Below are 14,980 nucleotides of genomic sequence, written 5' to 3' on the forward strand. Positions count from 1 at the left end.
AAATGTTGCGCGCTCCTCATCCCCGGCCCCTCACCCAGGGGAGAGGGGAGCAGGTCAGCTTTCTTCCCGGATCTTCTCGTGCAGCCACGCCGCATGGCGCGGGGCTTTCTTCGTGGCGGTCCATTCGTCGATCATCGGCTGGGCGACGGATTTGAGCTGCGCCATCTGGTCGGGCGTGCCGATGTCGGCAGCCAGTTCCAGGCGGTGACCGTTGGGGTCGAAGAAGTAGATCGACTTGAAGATGCCATGATGCGTCGGGCCGAGCACGTCGATGCCGAGCGACTCAAGATGCGACTTGGCGGCGCGGAGTTCTTCGAGACTGCCGAGGCGCAGGGCGATGTGCTGGACCCAGATCGGCGTGTTCGGGTCGCGGCCCATTTCCGGCTGCTCGGGCAACTCGAAGAAGGCGAGCACGTTGCCATTCCCGGCATCCAGGAAGATGTGCATGTAGGGATCATAGGCGCCGGTCGAGGGCACATGGTCCTCGGCAATCGCCAGCTGGAAATCCATGCCGAGCGTCTTCTGGTAGAACTCCACCGTCTCCTTCGCATCCTTGCAGCGATAGGCGACGTGGTGGACGCCGCGAAGTTTGGGGGCTGCCATCACACTTTCTCCTTCACCGCCAGCACGCCGCGCTCGACCTGGTCGCGTTCGATGGATTCGAACAGGGCCTTGAAGTTACCTTCGCCGAAGCCTTCCTTGTAGTCGCCTTTGCGCTGGATGAATTCGAAAAAGACCGGGCCGATCTGCGGCTGCGCGAATATCTGCAGCAGCAGACGCGGCTCGCCGCCCTCGGTCGTGCCGTCAAGCAGCAGGCCGCGCGCCTTGAGACCGGCGACGTTCTCGCCGTGGCCCGGCAGGCGGGCGTCGAGCATCTTGTAATAGGTCTCCGGCGGCGCCGTCATGAAGGGCACGCCGCGCTTCTTCAGGTCGTCCCAGCAGGTATAGAGATCGTCGCAGATAAGCGCGATGTGCTGGATGCCTTCGCCATTGAACTCGCGCAGGAATTCCTCGATCTGGCCGCCGCCGCCCTTGCCTTCCTCGTTCAGAGGTATGCGGATTTTCCCATCCGGCGCGGTGAGCGCCTTGGAGGTCAGGCCCGTATATTCGCCCTTGATGTCGAAGTAGCGGATCTCGCGGAAATTGAAGAGGGTCTCGTAGAAGTCCGCCCAGTATTTCATCCGCCCGCCATAAACGTTGTGGGTCAGGTGATCGATCACCTTGAAGCCCGCGCCGACGGGGTGGCGGTTGACGCCCGGAAGATACTCGAAATCGATATCATAGATCGACAGCTCGCCCGCGCCTGAATCGTAGCGGTCGATCAGGTAGATGATCGAATTGCCGATGCCGCGGATGCCGGGGATGTGCAGTTCCATGGGGCCAGTCTTCGCCTCGACCGGCTCGCCGCCCTGCTTCAGAAGGTGGTCATAGGCGGCGCGGGCGTTCTTCACGCGGAAGCCCATGCCGCAGGCGGACGGGCCATGCTCGCGCGAGAAATACCAGGCGGCGGAGTTTGGCTCGTAGTTGGTGATCAGGTTAATGCCGCCCTGGCGCCAGAGTTCGACATCCTTGGACCGGTGGCGGGCAACCTTTGTGAAGCCCATGGTTTCGAAGACGGGCTCCAGCACACCCTTCGTCGGGGCGGAAAACTCGATGAACTCAAATCCGTCGAGACCGGCGGGATTGTCGAAAAGATCGGCCATGGCAAAGGTTCCCATCTTGCAAGGCTGCAACAGATAGTTTCATATGTAACTAATTTCGCTTCCCCCTGCAAGCGACAGACGAGGACAGAATGCCCGAAAAGCCCGCCGCCGCCACTCTGCGCCTGTCGACCTTCCTGCCGTTCCGCCTGTCAGTGCTGTCGAACGCCATCTCGCAGCGGATAGCTGAACTGTACGACCGCGAGTTCGGCCTCTCGGTCTGGCAATGGCGCGTCATGGCGGTGACGGCGGACACGCCGGGCATCAGCGCCACCGAGATCGGCCAGCGCACGCAGATGGACAAGGTGGCGGTGAGCCGCGCGGTCGCCGGCCTGATTGAGATGGGCTACCTGGAGCGGCGTCCGTCCACGGACGATGCGCGCCGGTCGAACCTCGTCCTGACACCGGCGGGGCTGGGCATCTACGACCTCATCGTGCCGCTGGCGCTCGCCGAGGAGGCCCGCCTGGTAAGTGCACTGTCTGACAAGGAACAGACCGAACTCGCCCGGCTGATGGGCAAGCTGGCGGGTGCTTCGTCGCCGGACCGGGAATTGTGGTGAGGCCTAGCCTGCCCGGCGTCGGCGCTGGCGCAGGTTGCGCGAAACGGGGCCGTCTTCTTCCAGCGTGAAACGTTCGACGAGGCGCGCGATGAAGGCCGACAGCTGATCCCGGATCTCGTAGGGTGCTTCCATCGGCAGGAAATGCGAAGTTCCGCGCACAGCACGCATCATCAGAGACGGATTCTTCTGGATAATCTCGGCACGGACCTTGTCGGAGATCACCGAGTCCCGGTTCGGCCGAAGGATGACGATGGGGATCTTCTTCTTGCGGACCTTGGCGAGCGCGCTCCAGGGCGCGTTGCGCTGGGCGGTGAAGGTCTTGGCTTCCCATTTCGGCGTGCAGAGCAGTTTCCAGCGCTGCTTCTCGGCGTCGGCGGCGCCATTGTCGGCGCGGTCGAGACCGTCGAGCAAGTAATCTGCGAGGAAAGGCTCGCGCCAGGATTTGAAGGCGGCCTTGCCGGAATAGCCGTCCAGCGCTTCGCGAAAGGAGCTGAACTCGCCGCGGCGCTTGCGGGCGCGCGCGGCCATGCCGTTGCGCGCGATCAGCCAGTTCATCGGAGGGAAGACATGGTTCCAGAAATAGGTGCGGCGCGAGAGGATCACCGGGTCGGCGAGCACGAGGCCTTTCACGAGGTCCGGCCGCTTGCCGGCAACGAGCAGCGCGACGCAGCCGCCCATCGAATGGCCGCCGAGCACGACGCCCTGCGGCGCCTCGTTCTCGAGGAACTCGATCACGTCATCGCGGTATTTGTTCCAGGACGCGAGACCGCCCTTGGACGGCATCGTCGAACGGCCATGGCCGCGCATGTCGAGCGCGGCAACTCGTGCGCGTAGGCCGAGCGGCGCCAGCATCGACTGGTAGGTCATTGCGTTGAAGCCGGTCGCGTGGAGCCAGACGGCGGCAAACGGCTTTATCGGATCGCCGAACTCTATGCCGGCCATCTGCCCGCCGGACTTCATGTCTTCGCGGAAACGGCGCATCAGGCGGCAGCTCCAAACACCTTGCGGAGCAGGTCGGTCGTGCGCGCCACTGGATTCTCCCGGATCTTCTTCTCCTCTTCGGCCACATAGAGGAAGATGCCGTCAAGCCCGAGACCCACCGCGTGCGACGTCAGATCCGCTTGCAAGCTTGAGGTGGCGCCGCCGAGGCCGGCGCTCGCTGCATAGGACTCCAGCGCGGTGAAGGCGCCGGACTGGGCGAGCGCGGTGCGCACATGCGGGGTGAATGCAGCCTTCAGCTGCGATTCCGTCCGGGTCCGGAGGAAATCGGTGGCGGCAGTATCACCGCCGCGAAGGATGCCGAGCGCGTCCTCAATGGTCATGCTGCGCACCGCATTGACGATCAGGCTGCGCGCTTCGGGCACGGCCGCTTCGGCGGCGCGGTTGAGGCGCAGCTCGACATCATCCAGGGGGCCGCTGGCACCGATAACGGCGAGATTTTTCTGGAGGCTGCGATACGTCTGAGGCAGCGGGATGCGTACACGCGGATCGCCGAAATACCCATTCTCCTTACCGAGGCGGACGGCGACGTTGCCGGTGCCAAGGGTGAGCGCTTCGCGCAGGCCGGCGTCGATTTCGCCCAGCGTCAGTTCGCCCGAGGGCTGGGTGAGGATGCCGCCGAGGACCGGGCCATAGGCCCCGGCCGATTCGCAGCCTGCCGGAAGCATCGCAAGAACCAGAGCCGCCAGGATTCCAGGTTTCATGCTTTCAAACTCCCAAGGCCGTCCGGAAACGGTTACGCAACACGCGCAGACCCTACAGGAGGGATTCCCGGAAATGAAGGGCGCGTGCGCCCCTCCGCTGTGGAAGTTCGCCTTACCGGGATTTCACAAAAGGCCTATTGACCACGCATGTAGTCAATATTAGGACCACGCCTGTAGTCATATACAGGTGGCAGATGGCGCAGATTTCCGCATCCGAACTGGAGGTCATGGACGTGCTCTGGGCGCGGCCGGGCCTCGCGGCCAGTGACGTCCACGAAGCGCTCGGTGACGGGCGCGACTGGAACATCCGCACGGTCAAAACCTTCCTCGCCCGGCTCGTCGAAAAGGGCGCGCTTCGGACCGAAGAAGATGGCCGGCGCTATCTCTATTACCCCGCCATCAAGGAAGACGAATACAAGGCCGAGGCCGCGACGCAGTTCATCGACCGCGTCTTCTCCGGCCGCGCCGCCCCGCTGGTGGCCCACCTTGCCGACAGCCGCGGCCTGACCAGCGAAGACATTGCCGAACTCGAGAAACTCCTGGGGGAGCTGAAGAAATGATCCATGCGGTCCTCAACGGAGATGTCTCCCACGCCCTCGAAACGCTGCTCGCCGTCTCGCTGCTGATCCTTGTCGTGCTGATGCTGCGCCGCACGGTCTCGCGTCAGTTCGGCGCCGGCGTCGTCTACATGCTGTGGGCGATTCCGGTCTTGCGCTTCTTCCTTCCGCCGCTGCAGACCCCCGTGTCGGTTCTGAACCTCGACTTCGGTGCCTTTGCAAAGCCAGCCGCCCAGCCGGCCCTGGTTGCGGCCGCAGATACGAGCGAACGCGGCGTCATGCTGCACGCCGGCACACCCGGCGCCGAGCCGCTCACCGCAGCCGTCCCGGCGGACGTCATGGCGCCCGCGGCGTGGACGGATGATCTTCTGGCGCTGGCGCTGCTGGCAGGTGTCGCCGCCTGGATTGCTGGCGCCCTGTTCCTTGCCGCTCGCAGTTTCTATTCTCACTGGCGCTTCATGCAGACGGTTGACCGCGAAGCGATGCCGGTCTCGGCGCCCATGGCAGACCTCGTTGCCCGCCTTGCGCAGGAAACCGGCCTTCGCCGTCCGCCGCGCCTTATCGCGAGCCTGATTTCCCGCGGTCCGTTTGTGACCGGACTTTTCCGCCCCGTTGTCGTGATGCCGGCCTGGTTCGAGGACGACTACACGCCAGCGGAGGCACGCGCCGCTCTCGCCCATGAACTGATGCATGTGCGCCGCGGCGATCTCTGGGCCTTGCAGGTCTCTGAACTCTTCGTGGCGGCGATGTGGTTCAACCCGCTGGCTTACATTGCCCGGAATGCGTTCCGGACAGATCAGGAAGCCGCCTGCGACGCTGATGTCCTGGCCCGCTGCCAGACGAGTCCGCACGCCTACGGGTCCACGCTCATCAAGGCGGCCCGGCTGCACCTGCCCGAACCTGCAATTGCCGCAGGCCGTCTGCCCCTGACCCACGCCCTCAAGGAAAGACTGACCCGCATGACCTACCCCGCCCCCTCGTCCCGCCGCCGCATGATCGGCTTCGGCGCGGCCTGCCTGTTCGGCGTCTCGACGCTGGCCATCACCGCCTCGGTTGCCGCGGCCGCTGAGCCGACAGAGACCGAGACCCACGAAATCCGCGTGGAGTCCGATACGCTCCTGATCACCAGCGAGAAGACCGATCGCCAGATCGTGATGCTTGGCGACCCGATGGCCAAAGTGATGCCGGTTCCGGACGAGCCGCCGGAGATCGCAGAACTGCACCGCCTGATCGAACTGGACGTGGCTGAACTGACGGGACCGGACGTCCTCGGCCCGGTCATCGAGATGCATGAAAGTGCGGATTGGGAAGAATTCGGCCGGTTGGGCGAAGAACTTGGTCAGCTGCACGCCAGCCTCAATGACGAGATTTTTGAAGAGACCGTCACCGAAGAAAATGGCAAGCGCATCGTCAAGCGCATGGTCGTCAATGGCAAGGAAATGACAGAGGCCGAGCGTGAAGCCCTGGTCGCCAAGATCGAGGCCAAGGCCGCTGAACTGGAAGCCAGGATGGAAGCCCGAGAAGCGGCCATCGGCGACCATGAAAAAGCGGTCGATCACAAGGTCAGGCTGCTTGAGAAGCGCATCGAAGCCCGCACCGGCGAAATCGAACGGATCATGGAAGAGCGCTTCGGTGCCGATTTTGAAGCGAAGGTCGAAGCCCAGGCCGAGCTGATCGAATATCTCGTCGAAACCTGCGAAGGTGCCAACCTCAATGCCGGCGAGACGCGCATCATCGAGCGCGCCGATGCTCAGGGCGAAGTCTTCCGCCTCGCCTGTGTCGAAGGCGACCGCGCCAACCTCAAGGCTGCCTCGACCCTCGCCGCAGTCGATTCCCATCCAGGCATCACGCCAGCCGAGAAAGCCGCGTTCAAGGCCGCAGCCGAAGGCCAGAAACGCAAGCACGTCATGGTGATCCGCAGCGACTCGTCTGAAGCGCCTGTGGCCCCCGCGCCGCCCGCTCCGCCTTCCGCTCTGGAAGGTGCGCCGGCAAGACCGGCGGCACCGGTCCCGCCGGAGCCGAGTGATCGATAGGCGAAAACATACTGAGAACACCGTCTGCTTCGACCTTCAACAGGACTCCAAAAATGAAGCCCTATGCCTCCGCAACATTCGTTGCGACATGCCTTCTGCTGAGCGTCGCTCCGGCCTGCACCACACACACGAACGCCTCACCAGCCACCTTGTCGGCGAAAGAAGAGCCTGCCTCATCAATCGCCTCTCGCGCCTACGCCGCAACCCTCGCGTCACGGCTGGAATCCGACTTCGTGTATCCGGAGCAGGGCCGGCGTTACGCCGCGATGCTGACTGCGAACGCCCAATCGGGCGCCTATGATTCCCTCAGCGGGGCCGAACTGGCCGAACGCCTTACGGCAGACCTGCAGGCTGTTGCGTCCGATGGCCACCTGCGCGTGATGTATCAGGGCCAGGGCGGCGGCCCGCATATCGTGATCGCTGGCCCGCCCGGCGCGGAGGACGGCGCGCCCGTACCGGGAGGACCGCCCCGGATGGTGCGCCTCGCGCCGCCGCCGGCAATCGAGGCGCCGCAATGGCTCGCGCCCGGCGTCGCTTTCGTCCGCTTCAACGTCTTCCCTGGCGATCCGCAGACCAATCAGGCCGCAGCGGATTTCATGGCCGCGCATGCAGAGGCCAAGGTGATCATCTTCGACATTCGGACGCATATGGGAGGCGGCCTTGGCGAGATGGACGAGATCTTCCCATGGCTGTTTGCAGAGCCCACCCGGCTGTTGTCGATGGCCACACGCAAGTCCGTTGACGCGGCTGGCGGTTCGCCAATCGCAGACGTTGCGTCATTGCGGGTTGTTGAAGGAGACCCGGAATTTGTGGTCCGCGAACACTGGGTGACCCCGCTCGCGGACTCGCCGCTTGCAGACGCGAAAGTCTTTGTTCTGACATCACCGATGACGGGCTCGGCGGCGGAACACTTTGCGCTCGCGCTCAAGAGAACCGCCCGGGCCACGCTGATCGGCAGCGCGACGTATGGCGCCAACCATTTTGGAGGCGAACAAGACCTCGGCGACGAATTTACGGCCTTCATTCCCGTCGGCCGCACTTATAACCCCGATACAGGCGAGGATTGGGAAGGAGACGGCGTTGCGCCGGACATCGACGTGCCCCCAAGCGAGGCGCTCACTGAAGCGCTGAAACTGGCAGGCGTCCCCGCCGAAGAAGCTGCCCGCCTGTCCGCAAGCGTCGCGCCGATGGTCCCGATGCGCGCTCCCGGGGGCAGCGCCGGCTAAACGCGTTGGCAAAGCCCCCTATCTTCAAGATCCTCAACCCCGGCCCGAAAGGCCGGGGTCTTTTTTTGCCTGCCAGCCAGTGCTTTGCGCCGCCCGCCCAAGCCGTTAGGGTGCGCGCCAGACAAACATCCGGGAGCTGACGCCATGAAACTTCGTGCCCTCTGTGCCGCCTTGCTCGTGGCCACCTCGCTCGGCGCCTGTGCCACGGCGCCGGAGCCGTGCACGACGGAATGGGTCGAGTACCGCACCGACCGGATCCTGAAACGCTTCGCAGGAGAGAATCGCGCGCTCGTATCCGACCTGCGCCAGCTGGTCCGCGCTGATGGCGACGTCGATCCCGTGCAGGCCATCCTGCTGGCGGCCAAGGCCGAAGACCTGCGCCGGTTTGCGAACAGCTTCGAGAAGATCGTGGTTCCCGAACTGGAATCAGCTGTCGGCCAGTGCGGCGACAATCCGGACTTCATTCCTGCCTTCACGCAGTTCCTCCGAAACGAAGGCGTCTCGGAGAGCGCGCTGGAATGGGTCGGCCCGATCATGGCCCTGTCGCAGGTGGTCCAGAGCCAGCAATGACGCGCTGACGCAAAGCCCCACCCGATATGAAAACCCTGATCGTCGTTCCGGCCCGCTATGCATCCACGCGCCTGCCGGGCAAGCCGCTGGCCCTAATAGCCGGGCGCACCATGGTCGAGCGCGTCGCCAGCCTCGCACGCCGTGCGGCCGCCGGGCTGGAGAACGCCGAATACGTCGTCGCGACCGATGATATGCGCATCCTCGAACACTGCCGCGACGCCGGCATTCCGGTGGTGATGACCGATCCGGCGCTGCCGTCCGGCTCCGACCGGGCACTCGCTGCCGCCCAAGGGCTCGGCGCGCAGCCGGAATTCATCGTCAACCTGCAGGGCGATGCGCCCTTCACACCGGCCGCGCATGTCGTCGCCATCGTGGACGCGCTCGCAACGTCCGGGACGGATGCCGCAACGCCTTATATCCGCCTCAGCTGGGAAGCGCTCGACCGGCTGCGCGCCCACAAGGCGGAAACGCCGTTTTCCGGCACGACACTGGTGACCGATCCATCCGGCCGCGCGATCTGGTTTTCGAAGATCATCCTGCCCGCGATGCGAAAGGAAAAGGACCTGCGCACCCTGGGCCCGCTCTCGCCGGTGTGCCAGCACGTCGGGCTCTACGCCTATCGGCTGGAAGCGCTGCGCCGCTACTGCACGCTGCCGGAAAGCCGTTACGAGCGCCTTGAAGGCCTCGAGCAGCTGCGCCTGATCGAGAACGGCATGACCGTGCAGGCCGTGGAAGTGCAGCCCGGCCGCATCGCCATTCCGGGCATCGACACCGCCGAAGACATTGCCCTCGCCGAACGCCTCGTCGCCGAGCACGGCGATCCGGACAAGGCCTGATCCATGGCGCGCCTGTTCGTCGTGCGGCATGGCAATACGTTCGATCCGGGCGATGTGGTGACGCGCGTCGGCGGTCGCACGGACCTTCCGCTCTCTAGCTCCGGCAAGGTGCAGGCGACAAAACTGGCGGCGCATTTCGCCGAGACGCCCTTCACCGCCGCACTCGCCTCACCGCTGGTACGCACCCGCGCAACGGCCCGTGCTATCCTCGGTACACGGACGGATTCTCCGGCCCTGCTGATCCGCAGCTTCCTGCGCGAGATCGACTATGGCCCGGACGAAAACCAGCCGGAGGAGGCCGTCGTCGCCCGTCTCGGCGAAGCCGCGCTGAACGCGTGGGACACGGACGGCACGCCGCCGCAGGGCTGGATCGTTGACCCGGCCGCCACCCGCGCCGGGTGGTCTGACTTGCTGAAAGATGTCGGCGCGCTCGCGGCCGATGCGAACGTGCTGGTCGTGACCAGCAACGGTACCGCCCGCTTCCTTCCGGATGTGGTGGAGGCCGTGCCTGAAGGTCTGGACCGCAAGCTGAAGACCGGAGCCTGGGGCGAGATTGCGGTCACGCTCAGCCGGTCTGAAATCCTGGTCTGGAACAAGCGCCCCTGACGGGGCCTCAGGCCACGTCGCGCGAGACGACCTGCTGGCCGAGCGAGCCGGGCCCGCCGATCGGCAGGTAGAAGGCGACTGTTGTACCCTCGCCATAGATCGACGACAGTGTCAGCCGGCCGCCATGCATTTCGGCAAAGGACTTGGTGAGCGCGAGGCCGAGGCCGGTGCCGTCTGTATTGCGGTCCTTGGTCTTGGAGACCTGCTCGAAGGGCTGGCCGAGGCGGGAGATATCCTCCGCCGGAATGCCGATGCCGGTATCGGTGACGCCGAAATAGATCTCCGGCCCGCGTTGTTCGACGCGCACTGTGATCTTGCCGCCGCGATCGGTGAACTTGATGGCGTTGGAGACGAGGTTCAGCACCATCTGGCGGATGGCGCGGTGATCGGCGTCGATGTCCGGCAGGTTCTGCGCGGTGTCAAGCACGAGATCGATTTCCTTCTCCTCGGCCTTGCGGCGGATCATGCGCAGCGCCGCGTCCACCGGGTCGGACGGATCGATCGCCTGCGTGGTGATCGTCATCTTGCCGGCCTCGATCTTCGCCATGTCGAGGATGTCGTTGATCATGTCGAGCAGGTGCTGGCCCGACATGAGGATGTCGCGGGAATACTCCTTGTACGACGCATGGCCGAGCGGGCCGGCCAGTTCGTTCATCATGATCTCGGAAAAACCGATGATCGCGTTGAGCGGCGTGCGCAGCTCGTGGCTCATGTTGGCAAGGAAAGCAGACTTGGTGAAGGCCGCGTGCTCGGCTTTGGCCTTCTCCTCGGAGTATTTGCGCGACAGCTCGCTCGCCTTGCCTTCGGAGCGCTGGAGATCGAGCGCGGTGCGCTTCATCTTCTCCTGCTGCTTCTTCAGCTCTTCCTCGTTGCGGATGTTCTCGGTGACATCGACGCCGACGGTCAGAAGGCCGCCATCCGGGGTCGGGCGCTCCACCATCTTCAACCAGCGTCCCGAGCGCAGCGCGATCAGCGTCGTGCGGCTGTCTTCCTTCGACTGGCGCTCGACGAGCACCGCGCCCGCACGGGCGATCTGCATCGTGTCATGGCCCATCCCGGCGCGCAGCGTATCCTGCAGGCCGAAGTCGAGCGCGAAAGCGCGGTTCCAGAACAGGAGCCGCTTGCGCGCATCCCACAACGCAAACGGCCCGGCAAATCCCTCGATGGCATCGCGCAGCCGGCGCTCGGCCGCGCGGACGCGGTCCTCCGCCTGCTTACGCTCGGTCACATCCAGCATGATACCGCCGAAGACGGGCTCGCCGGTATTCGGGTCGTCTGAAAGGCTGCCGCGCATCTCGATCCAGCGCCCGCCCGGCACGGAAACGGGGAAGGACAACTGGATCCAGCCAATGGTGCGCGCCTTGTTGAAGGCTTCGCGGATGCGTTCATGCGCCTCCACCGGCGCGCGCGACAGCAGGTCGTCCAGCGAAACAAGCCCGGTGCGGCCAAGACCCAGGAATTCCGAGGCGCCGTCGCTGAAGAAGATCGTGTTGGTTGTGTGCGACCATTCCCAGTAACCGGCCTGCGCGCCGCGCATAACGAGGCCGAGGATGCGGTCGGACTCGGTATTGTGCGCAGCCTGCTCCAGCGCTTCAGCTTCGCGTTTTGACAGCCGGCGGGTCAGTCCGAACAGGGCAAGCGCCGGCGCGAGCAGCAGCAGGAAGAAGATGGCGAGGCGCGCGAGGTCGGCGGCCGCAAAGAGCGGCCGGGCGATGGTTATGCAGACGGTGACGGCACTCTCACCGATCGGCGCACAGGCCGTGCCCGCGCGCAGCACGTCCGGGCCGGACTGTATGGCCGCGCCCGCAAGCGGCGCCAGCTCCGCGGCTGATGACAGGTGCGCGCCACCAAAACTGAACGTTGCATCAGGCGAGCGAAGCGTGAGCCGCGCGTTCTCCGGCTTTGAAAAAGTTGACGTGATCGGCGACAGCGCGATGAGCGCTGGGCGTTCCGGCAGCGCCGAGACCGCCACGAGGTCACCGTGCACCGTGAGGACCAGACCGGAGTCGCCTTCCGGCAGGGTGCGCGCCGCGGCCGCCGCATCGCCGAGGCGGGAGCCCGGCGGCGACTGAGCCGCATCGCGCAGCGAGACCAGCGCGTCGAGGCCCTTGGCGATGCTGGCGGCTTCGGATTTCGAGAGTTCGTTCTGGCCGACGAGACGCAACACGACATCTGCCGCATCTGCCCGCGCAGAGACGCGTTCGGCCAGCATCTTCGCTTCGGCATCGAGGCGGCTCAGGAAGGCGCGTTCAGCGGCCTGATGCTCGTCCCAGGCCTTGAGGCTGAGCGCGAGCGTCAGCAGGCCGAGGATTGCGATGATAAGTGTCCAGGTCCGCTTTGTATCCCTCCACAGCGCCTTCAATTCCGGACGTTCCGGAATCTGGGCATTGGTAGGATGCGCCGCGTTCTTGCCCAAAGTATCCCCGTCGCCGGCAAACGGATCGCCGGATCGTGGGAGTTTCGGCTGCAAATGTTGCAGCTTGGTTAACCTAAGGCAGGACTTTGTTAACGTCTGTCAGGCGCCGCCGGACAGGGACCGGCTGGCAATGTCCATAGCGTTTTCGGACAATCCGGCCTCGACCAGCCGCTTCAGACAGGCCTCCGCCTCGGCCCGGGCTTTCGGCTCAAGCTGTCGCCAGGATTCGAACGCTGTCAGCAGCCGCGCGCCGAGCGCGGGGTTTGCCTTGTCGGCCGCCAGAATCGTCGCCTCCACGGCCCGGTAGCCAGAGCCATCGGGGGCGTGGAAAGCTGCAAGGTTCTGCATCGCGAATCCGCCAATGACGGCGCGCACCCGGTTCGGGTTGCGCAGGTCGAAAGCCGCATGCGCAATCAGGCGCTTCACGTCCTCCGCGGTGCCGGTGGCGGCCTGGACGGAGAACCACTTGTCCATGACCAGCGGGTTGCCGGCCCATTGCCGCTCGAACGACGAGATCGCCGCCTGCTTCGCGCCGCCGGCCGTGAACATCAGCGCTCGGAGGGTCGCCAGCCGTTCGGTCATGTTGGGCGCGCGCTCGTAGAGGCCGAGCAGCGTGGGCGCAGCACCAGGCGAAGCCGAAGCGCCGGTCAGGCCGATGAACGCCGTGCGCAGCGCGCGGATGGAGGCCTGTTCCGCGCCCGGATGATAAGGCGCCGGTGGCGGGGCCTTCAGCGCCGCGGAAATCTCGCTCGCCAGTTCGCTGTATAGCGCCGCCTTCAGTTTCGCGATGGCGCCGGCCAGCGCGACCGGGTCGGCCGGCTGGCGCTCGAGGAACAGCTCACCCACTTCCGGCAGGCGCGTCAGCAGCGCCGCAAAAGCGGGGTCATCCTTGGCGCCGCGCACGGCCGCGCCAAGGGCTTCTACGAGTTCGAGGTCCGGATTGGTCTGACTGCCATCAGACAGCGCGACCAGTTCTTCCTTGATCAGCGATTGCAGACCGTCCCACTTGTTGAATGGATCGGTTTCCGCCTTCACCAGCGCCAGACGGTCTGCCCGCGTCAGGCTGCGCTCGATACGCACCGGCGCACTGAAATCGCGGCCGATGGAGAGGTGCGGGCGGGGGCTGCCAGGCGCGACGCGCAGTTCCAGCGTGCCTTCGGCCCTGTCGAGCACGTGCAGGAAAGGCTCTGCCGCATGGCCGCCCTTTCCGTCCAGCAGCGCGCAGAGCAGCGGGATCGGAACCGGCTGTTTCACCGGCTGGCCCGGCGTCGGCTTCACTGATTGCGCGAGGCTCACGTGGAGCGTGCCGGTGGCAGCGTCCCATGCTTCGGCGACGCGCACTTCCGGCGTCCCGGCCTGCGCATACCAGCGGCGGAAGGCGGACAGGTCCTCGCCGGTGACGGCTTCGAAACAGGCGTAGAAATCCTCGATGGTCACCGCCTGCCCGTCATGCCGCTCGAAATACAGATCCATGCCCGCCCGGTATTTCTCCTCGCCGATCATCCGGCGCAGCATGCCGATCAGTTCGGCGCCTTTCTCATAGACCGTCGCGGTGTAGAGATTGTCGATGGCGCCATAGGTGTCAGGGCGCACCGAATGCGCCAGCGGCCCGGCGTCTTCGACGAACTGGCGGGCGCGCAGCTTGATCACGTCCTTGATCCGCTGCACCGGGCGCGAGCGCATGTCGGCGGAGAAGTTCTGGTCGCGGAAGACCGTCAGGCCCTCCTTCAGGCAGAGCTGGAACCAGTCGCGGCAGGTGATCCGGTTGCCGGTCCAGTTATGGAAATATTCGTGGGCGACGATCGATTCGATGGCCTCGAAATCGGCGTCCGTCGCAGTCGCTTCATCGGCCAGGACATAGGCCGAGTTGAAGATGTTGAGGCCCTTGTTTTCCATGGCGCCGAAGTTGAAGTCGCGCACCGCCACGATATTGAACACGCCGAGGTCATACTCGCGGCCATAGACTTCCTCGTCCCAGCGCATCGAGCGCTTTAGACTGTCCATCGCCCAGGCAGCGCGGTCCGCATCGCCCTTGTCGACATGGATGCCGAGATCAACGTGCTTGCCGGAGGCCGTCGTAAATGTGTCTCGCAGCACGTCGTAGTCTCCGGCGCACAGCGCGAAGAGGTAGGCGGGCTTCTTGTGGGGGTCGATCCACTCGGCATAGTGGCGTCCGCCCGGCAGGTCGCCGCAGGTGCCCGGTGTACCGTTGGACAGAAGGACCGGAAATTCGTCTTTCGACCCCACCATCCGTACCCGGAACGCGCTCATCACATCCGGCCGGTCGGGAAAATAGGTGATGCGCCGGAAACCTTCGGCCTCGCACTGGGTGCAGAGCCGGCCGCCGGACAGATAGAGACCCGACAGCGCGGTGTTTGCTTCCGGTGAGATCTCGACTTCGGTTTCCAGTACGAAAGGCCCTTCCGGCGGCGCGTGCAACGTCAGCCCGCGCGCGTCCGCCGTAAAATCCGCCGGATCGAGAGGGCGGGACGCCTCACCCGGCAGCGCCACCGCAACATAGTTGAGGTGCAGCGCCTCGCCATCCAGGCGCATCGGCCCCTTGCCCACCGGCGTCACCGAGATCGCCGCTTTGACCACAGTCTTCTGGACACCGAGGTCGAAATCCAGCGTCACCTGCGTCAGCTTGAAGGGATAGGGCGCATAGTCCTTGAGTTTCACCGCTACCGGCGTTTCGGTCCGCATGATGGGGCTCCTCAGGGCTGTCTGGACGGGTCCTCAGGAATATAGGGGCGCATCCGGCCCGTCGAGGGCC

Annotated in this window: 13 protein-coding genes; 7 read left to right on the forward strand and 6 right to left on the reverse strand. The window is 65.1% G+C overall.

The genetic code is table 11. The features are described from left to right. Positions 1 to 54: 54 nt before the first annotated feature. The gene (locus Q0C17_RS08985) at positions 55 to 603 is read right to left on the reverse strand and encodes a VOC family protein (protein ID WP_291204675.1); all 549 of its coding nucleotides are present in this window, start codon (positions 601 to 603) and stop codon (positions 55 to 57) included. Next, a complete protein-coding gene (gene hppD / locus Q0C17_RS08990; protein WP_291204678.1) occupies positions 603 to 1,703 on the reverse strand; it encodes a 4-hydroxyphenylpyruvate dioxygenase in 1,101 nt (366 codons plus the stop codon). Before hppD ends, Q0C17_RS08985 begins: the two co-directional genes overlap by 1 nt. Positions 1,704 to 1,792: 89 nt before the next feature. Between hppD and Q0C17_RS08995 the strand changes: the two genes are divergently transcribed. Then, positions 1,793 to 2,260, forward strand: coding sequence for a MarR family winged helix-turn-helix transcriptional regulator (locus tag Q0C17_RS08995; protein WP_291204681.1), 468 nt, complete (start codon positions 1,793 to 1,795; stop codon positions 2,258 to 2,260). A 3-nt stretch (positions 2,261 to 2,263) separates the two neighbouring features. On the opposite strand, the gene Q0C17_RS09000 is transcribed toward Q0C17_RS08995, so the two are convergent. Together Q0C17_RS09000 and Q0C17_RS09005 are read right to left on the reverse strand one after the other, a co-directional pair. Then, positions 2,264 to 3,241, reverse strand: coding sequence for an alpha/beta hydrolase (locus tag Q0C17_RS09000; RefSeq protein WP_291204683.1), 978 nt, complete (start codon positions 3,239 to 3,241; stop codon positions 2,264 to 2,266). Beyond that, positions 3,241 to 3,963 (reverse strand): DUF4197 domain-containing protein, encoded by a 723-nt coding sequence (locus Q0C17_RS09005; protein ID WP_291204686.1) that lies wholly within the window; start codon positions 3,961 to 3,963, stop codon positions 3,241 to 3,243. Before Q0C17_RS09005 ends, Q0C17_RS09000 begins: the two co-directional genes overlap by 1 nt. A gap of 194 nt (positions 3,964 to 4,157) precedes the next feature. Here Q0C17_RS09005 and Q0C17_RS09010 point away from each other — a divergent pair, with 194 nt between their 5' ends. From Q0C17_RS09010 to Q0C17_RS09035, 6 genes are all read left to right on the forward strand, one after another. Further along, the gene (locus Q0C17_RS09010; RefSeq protein ID WP_291204690.1) at positions 4,158 to 4,523 is read left to right on the forward strand and encodes a BlaI/MecI/CopY family transcriptional regulator; all 366 of its coding nucleotides are present in this window, start codon (positions 4,158 to 4,160) and stop codon (positions 4,521 to 4,523) included. After that, on the forward strand, positions 4,520 to 6,553 hold the full coding sequence (locus Q0C17_RS09015) for a M56 family metallopeptidase (protein ID WP_291204693.1): 2,034 nt from the start codon (positions 4,520 to 4,522) through the stop codon (positions 6,551 to 6,553). The genes Q0C17_RS09010 and Q0C17_RS09015 overlap by 4 nt, the downstream gene beginning before the upstream one ends. Before the next feature lie 53 nt (positions 6,554 to 6,606). Next, complete coding sequence (locus tag Q0C17_RS09020; protein ID WP_291204696.1) at positions 6,607 to 7,779, forward strand: S41 family peptidase; 1,173 nt, start codon at positions 6,607 to 6,609, stop codon at positions 7,777 to 7,779. Positions 7,780 to 7,923: 144 nt separating this feature from the next. Further along, entirely contained in the window at positions 7,924 to 8,349 is a 426-nt protein-coding gene (locus Q0C17_RS09025; protein ID WP_291204699.1) for a hypothetical protein, read from the forward strand. A 26-nt stretch (positions 8,350 to 8,375) separates the two neighbouring features. Next, the gene (locus tag Q0C17_RS09030; RefSeq protein ID WP_291204702.1) at positions 8,376 to 9,185 is read left to right on the forward strand and encodes a manno-octulosonate cytidylyltransferase; all 810 of its coding nucleotides are present in this window, start codon (positions 8,376 to 8,378) and stop codon (positions 9,183 to 9,185) included. Positions 9,186 to 9,188: 3 nt separating this feature from the next. Then, on the forward strand, positions 9,189 to 9,791 hold the full coding sequence (locus tag Q0C17_RS09035; RefSeq protein ID WP_291204705.1) for a histidine phosphatase family protein: 603 nt from the start codon (positions 9,189 to 9,191) through the stop codon (positions 9,789 to 9,791). Between the two features lie 7 nt (positions 9,792 to 9,798). On the opposite strand, the gene Q0C17_RS09040 is transcribed toward Q0C17_RS09035, so the two are convergent. After that, positions 9,799 to 12,207, reverse strand: a complete 2,409-nt coding sequence (locus Q0C17_RS09040; RefSeq protein ID WP_291204708.1) for a PAS domain-containing sensor histidine kinase — start codon at positions 12,205 to 12,207, stop codon at positions 9,799 to 9,801. 99 nt (positions 12,208 to 12,306) lie between these two features. Beyond that, a complete protein-coding gene (pepN, locus tag Q0C17_RS09045) occupies positions 12,307 to 14,910 on the reverse strand; it encodes an aminopeptidase N (protein WP_291204711.1) in 2,604 nt (867 codons plus the stop codon). Positions 14,911 to 14,980 lie beyond the last annotated feature (70 nt).

Source organism: Hyphomonas sp., assembly GCF_022844445.1.
Lineage (GTDB): Bacteria > Pseudomonadota > Alphaproteobacteria > Caulobacterales > Hyphomonadaceae > Hyphomonas.

Coding starts and splice junctions, on each gene's coding strand:
- Q0C17_RS08985 (WP_291204675.1), bottom strand. CDS start 603: ATGGCAGCCCCCAAACTTCGCGGCGTCCACCACGTCGCCTATCGCTGC.
- Q0C17_RS08995 (WP_291204681.1), top strand. CDS start 1,793: ATGCCCGAAAAGCCCGCCGCCGCCACTCTGCGCCTGTCGACCTTCCTG.
- pepN (WP_291204711.1), bottom strand. CDS start 14,910: ATGCGGACCGAAACGCCGGTAGCGGTGAAACTCAAGGACTATGCGCCC.
- Q0C17_RS09005 (WP_291204686.1), bottom strand. CDS start 3,963: ATGAAACCTGGAATCCTGGCGGCTCTGGTTCTTGCGATGCTTCCGGCA.
- Q0C17_RS09030 (WP_291204702.1), top strand. CDS start 8,376: ATGAAAACCCTGATCGTCGTTCCGGCCCGCTATGCATCCACGCGCCTG.
- Q0C17_RS09020 (WP_291204696.1), top strand. CDS start 6,607: ATGAAGCCCTATGCCTCCGCAACATTCGTTGCGACATGCCTTCTGCTG.
- Q0C17_RS09035 (WP_291204705.1), top strand. CDS start 9,189: ATGGCGCGCCTGTTCGTCGTGCGGCATGGCAATACGTTCGATCCGGGC.
- Q0C17_RS09010 (WP_291204690.1), top strand. CDS start 4,158: ATGGCGCAGATTTCCGCATCCGAACTGGAGGTCATGGACGTGCTCTGG.
- Q0C17_RS09000 (WP_291204683.1), bottom strand. CDS start 3,241: ATGCGCCGTTTCCGCGAAGACATGAAGTCCGGCGGGCAGATGGCCGGC.
- Q0C17_RS09025 (WP_291204699.1), top strand. CDS start 7,924: ATGAAACTTCGTGCCCTCTGTGCCGCCTTGCTCGTGGCCACCTCGCTC.
- Q0C17_RS09015 (WP_291204693.1), top strand. CDS start 4,520: ATGATCCATGCGGTCCTCAACGGAGATGTCTCCCACGCCCTCGAAACG.
- hppD (WP_291204678.1), bottom strand. CDS start 1,703: ATGGCCGATCTTTTCGACAATCCCGCCGGTCTCGACGGATTTGAGTTC.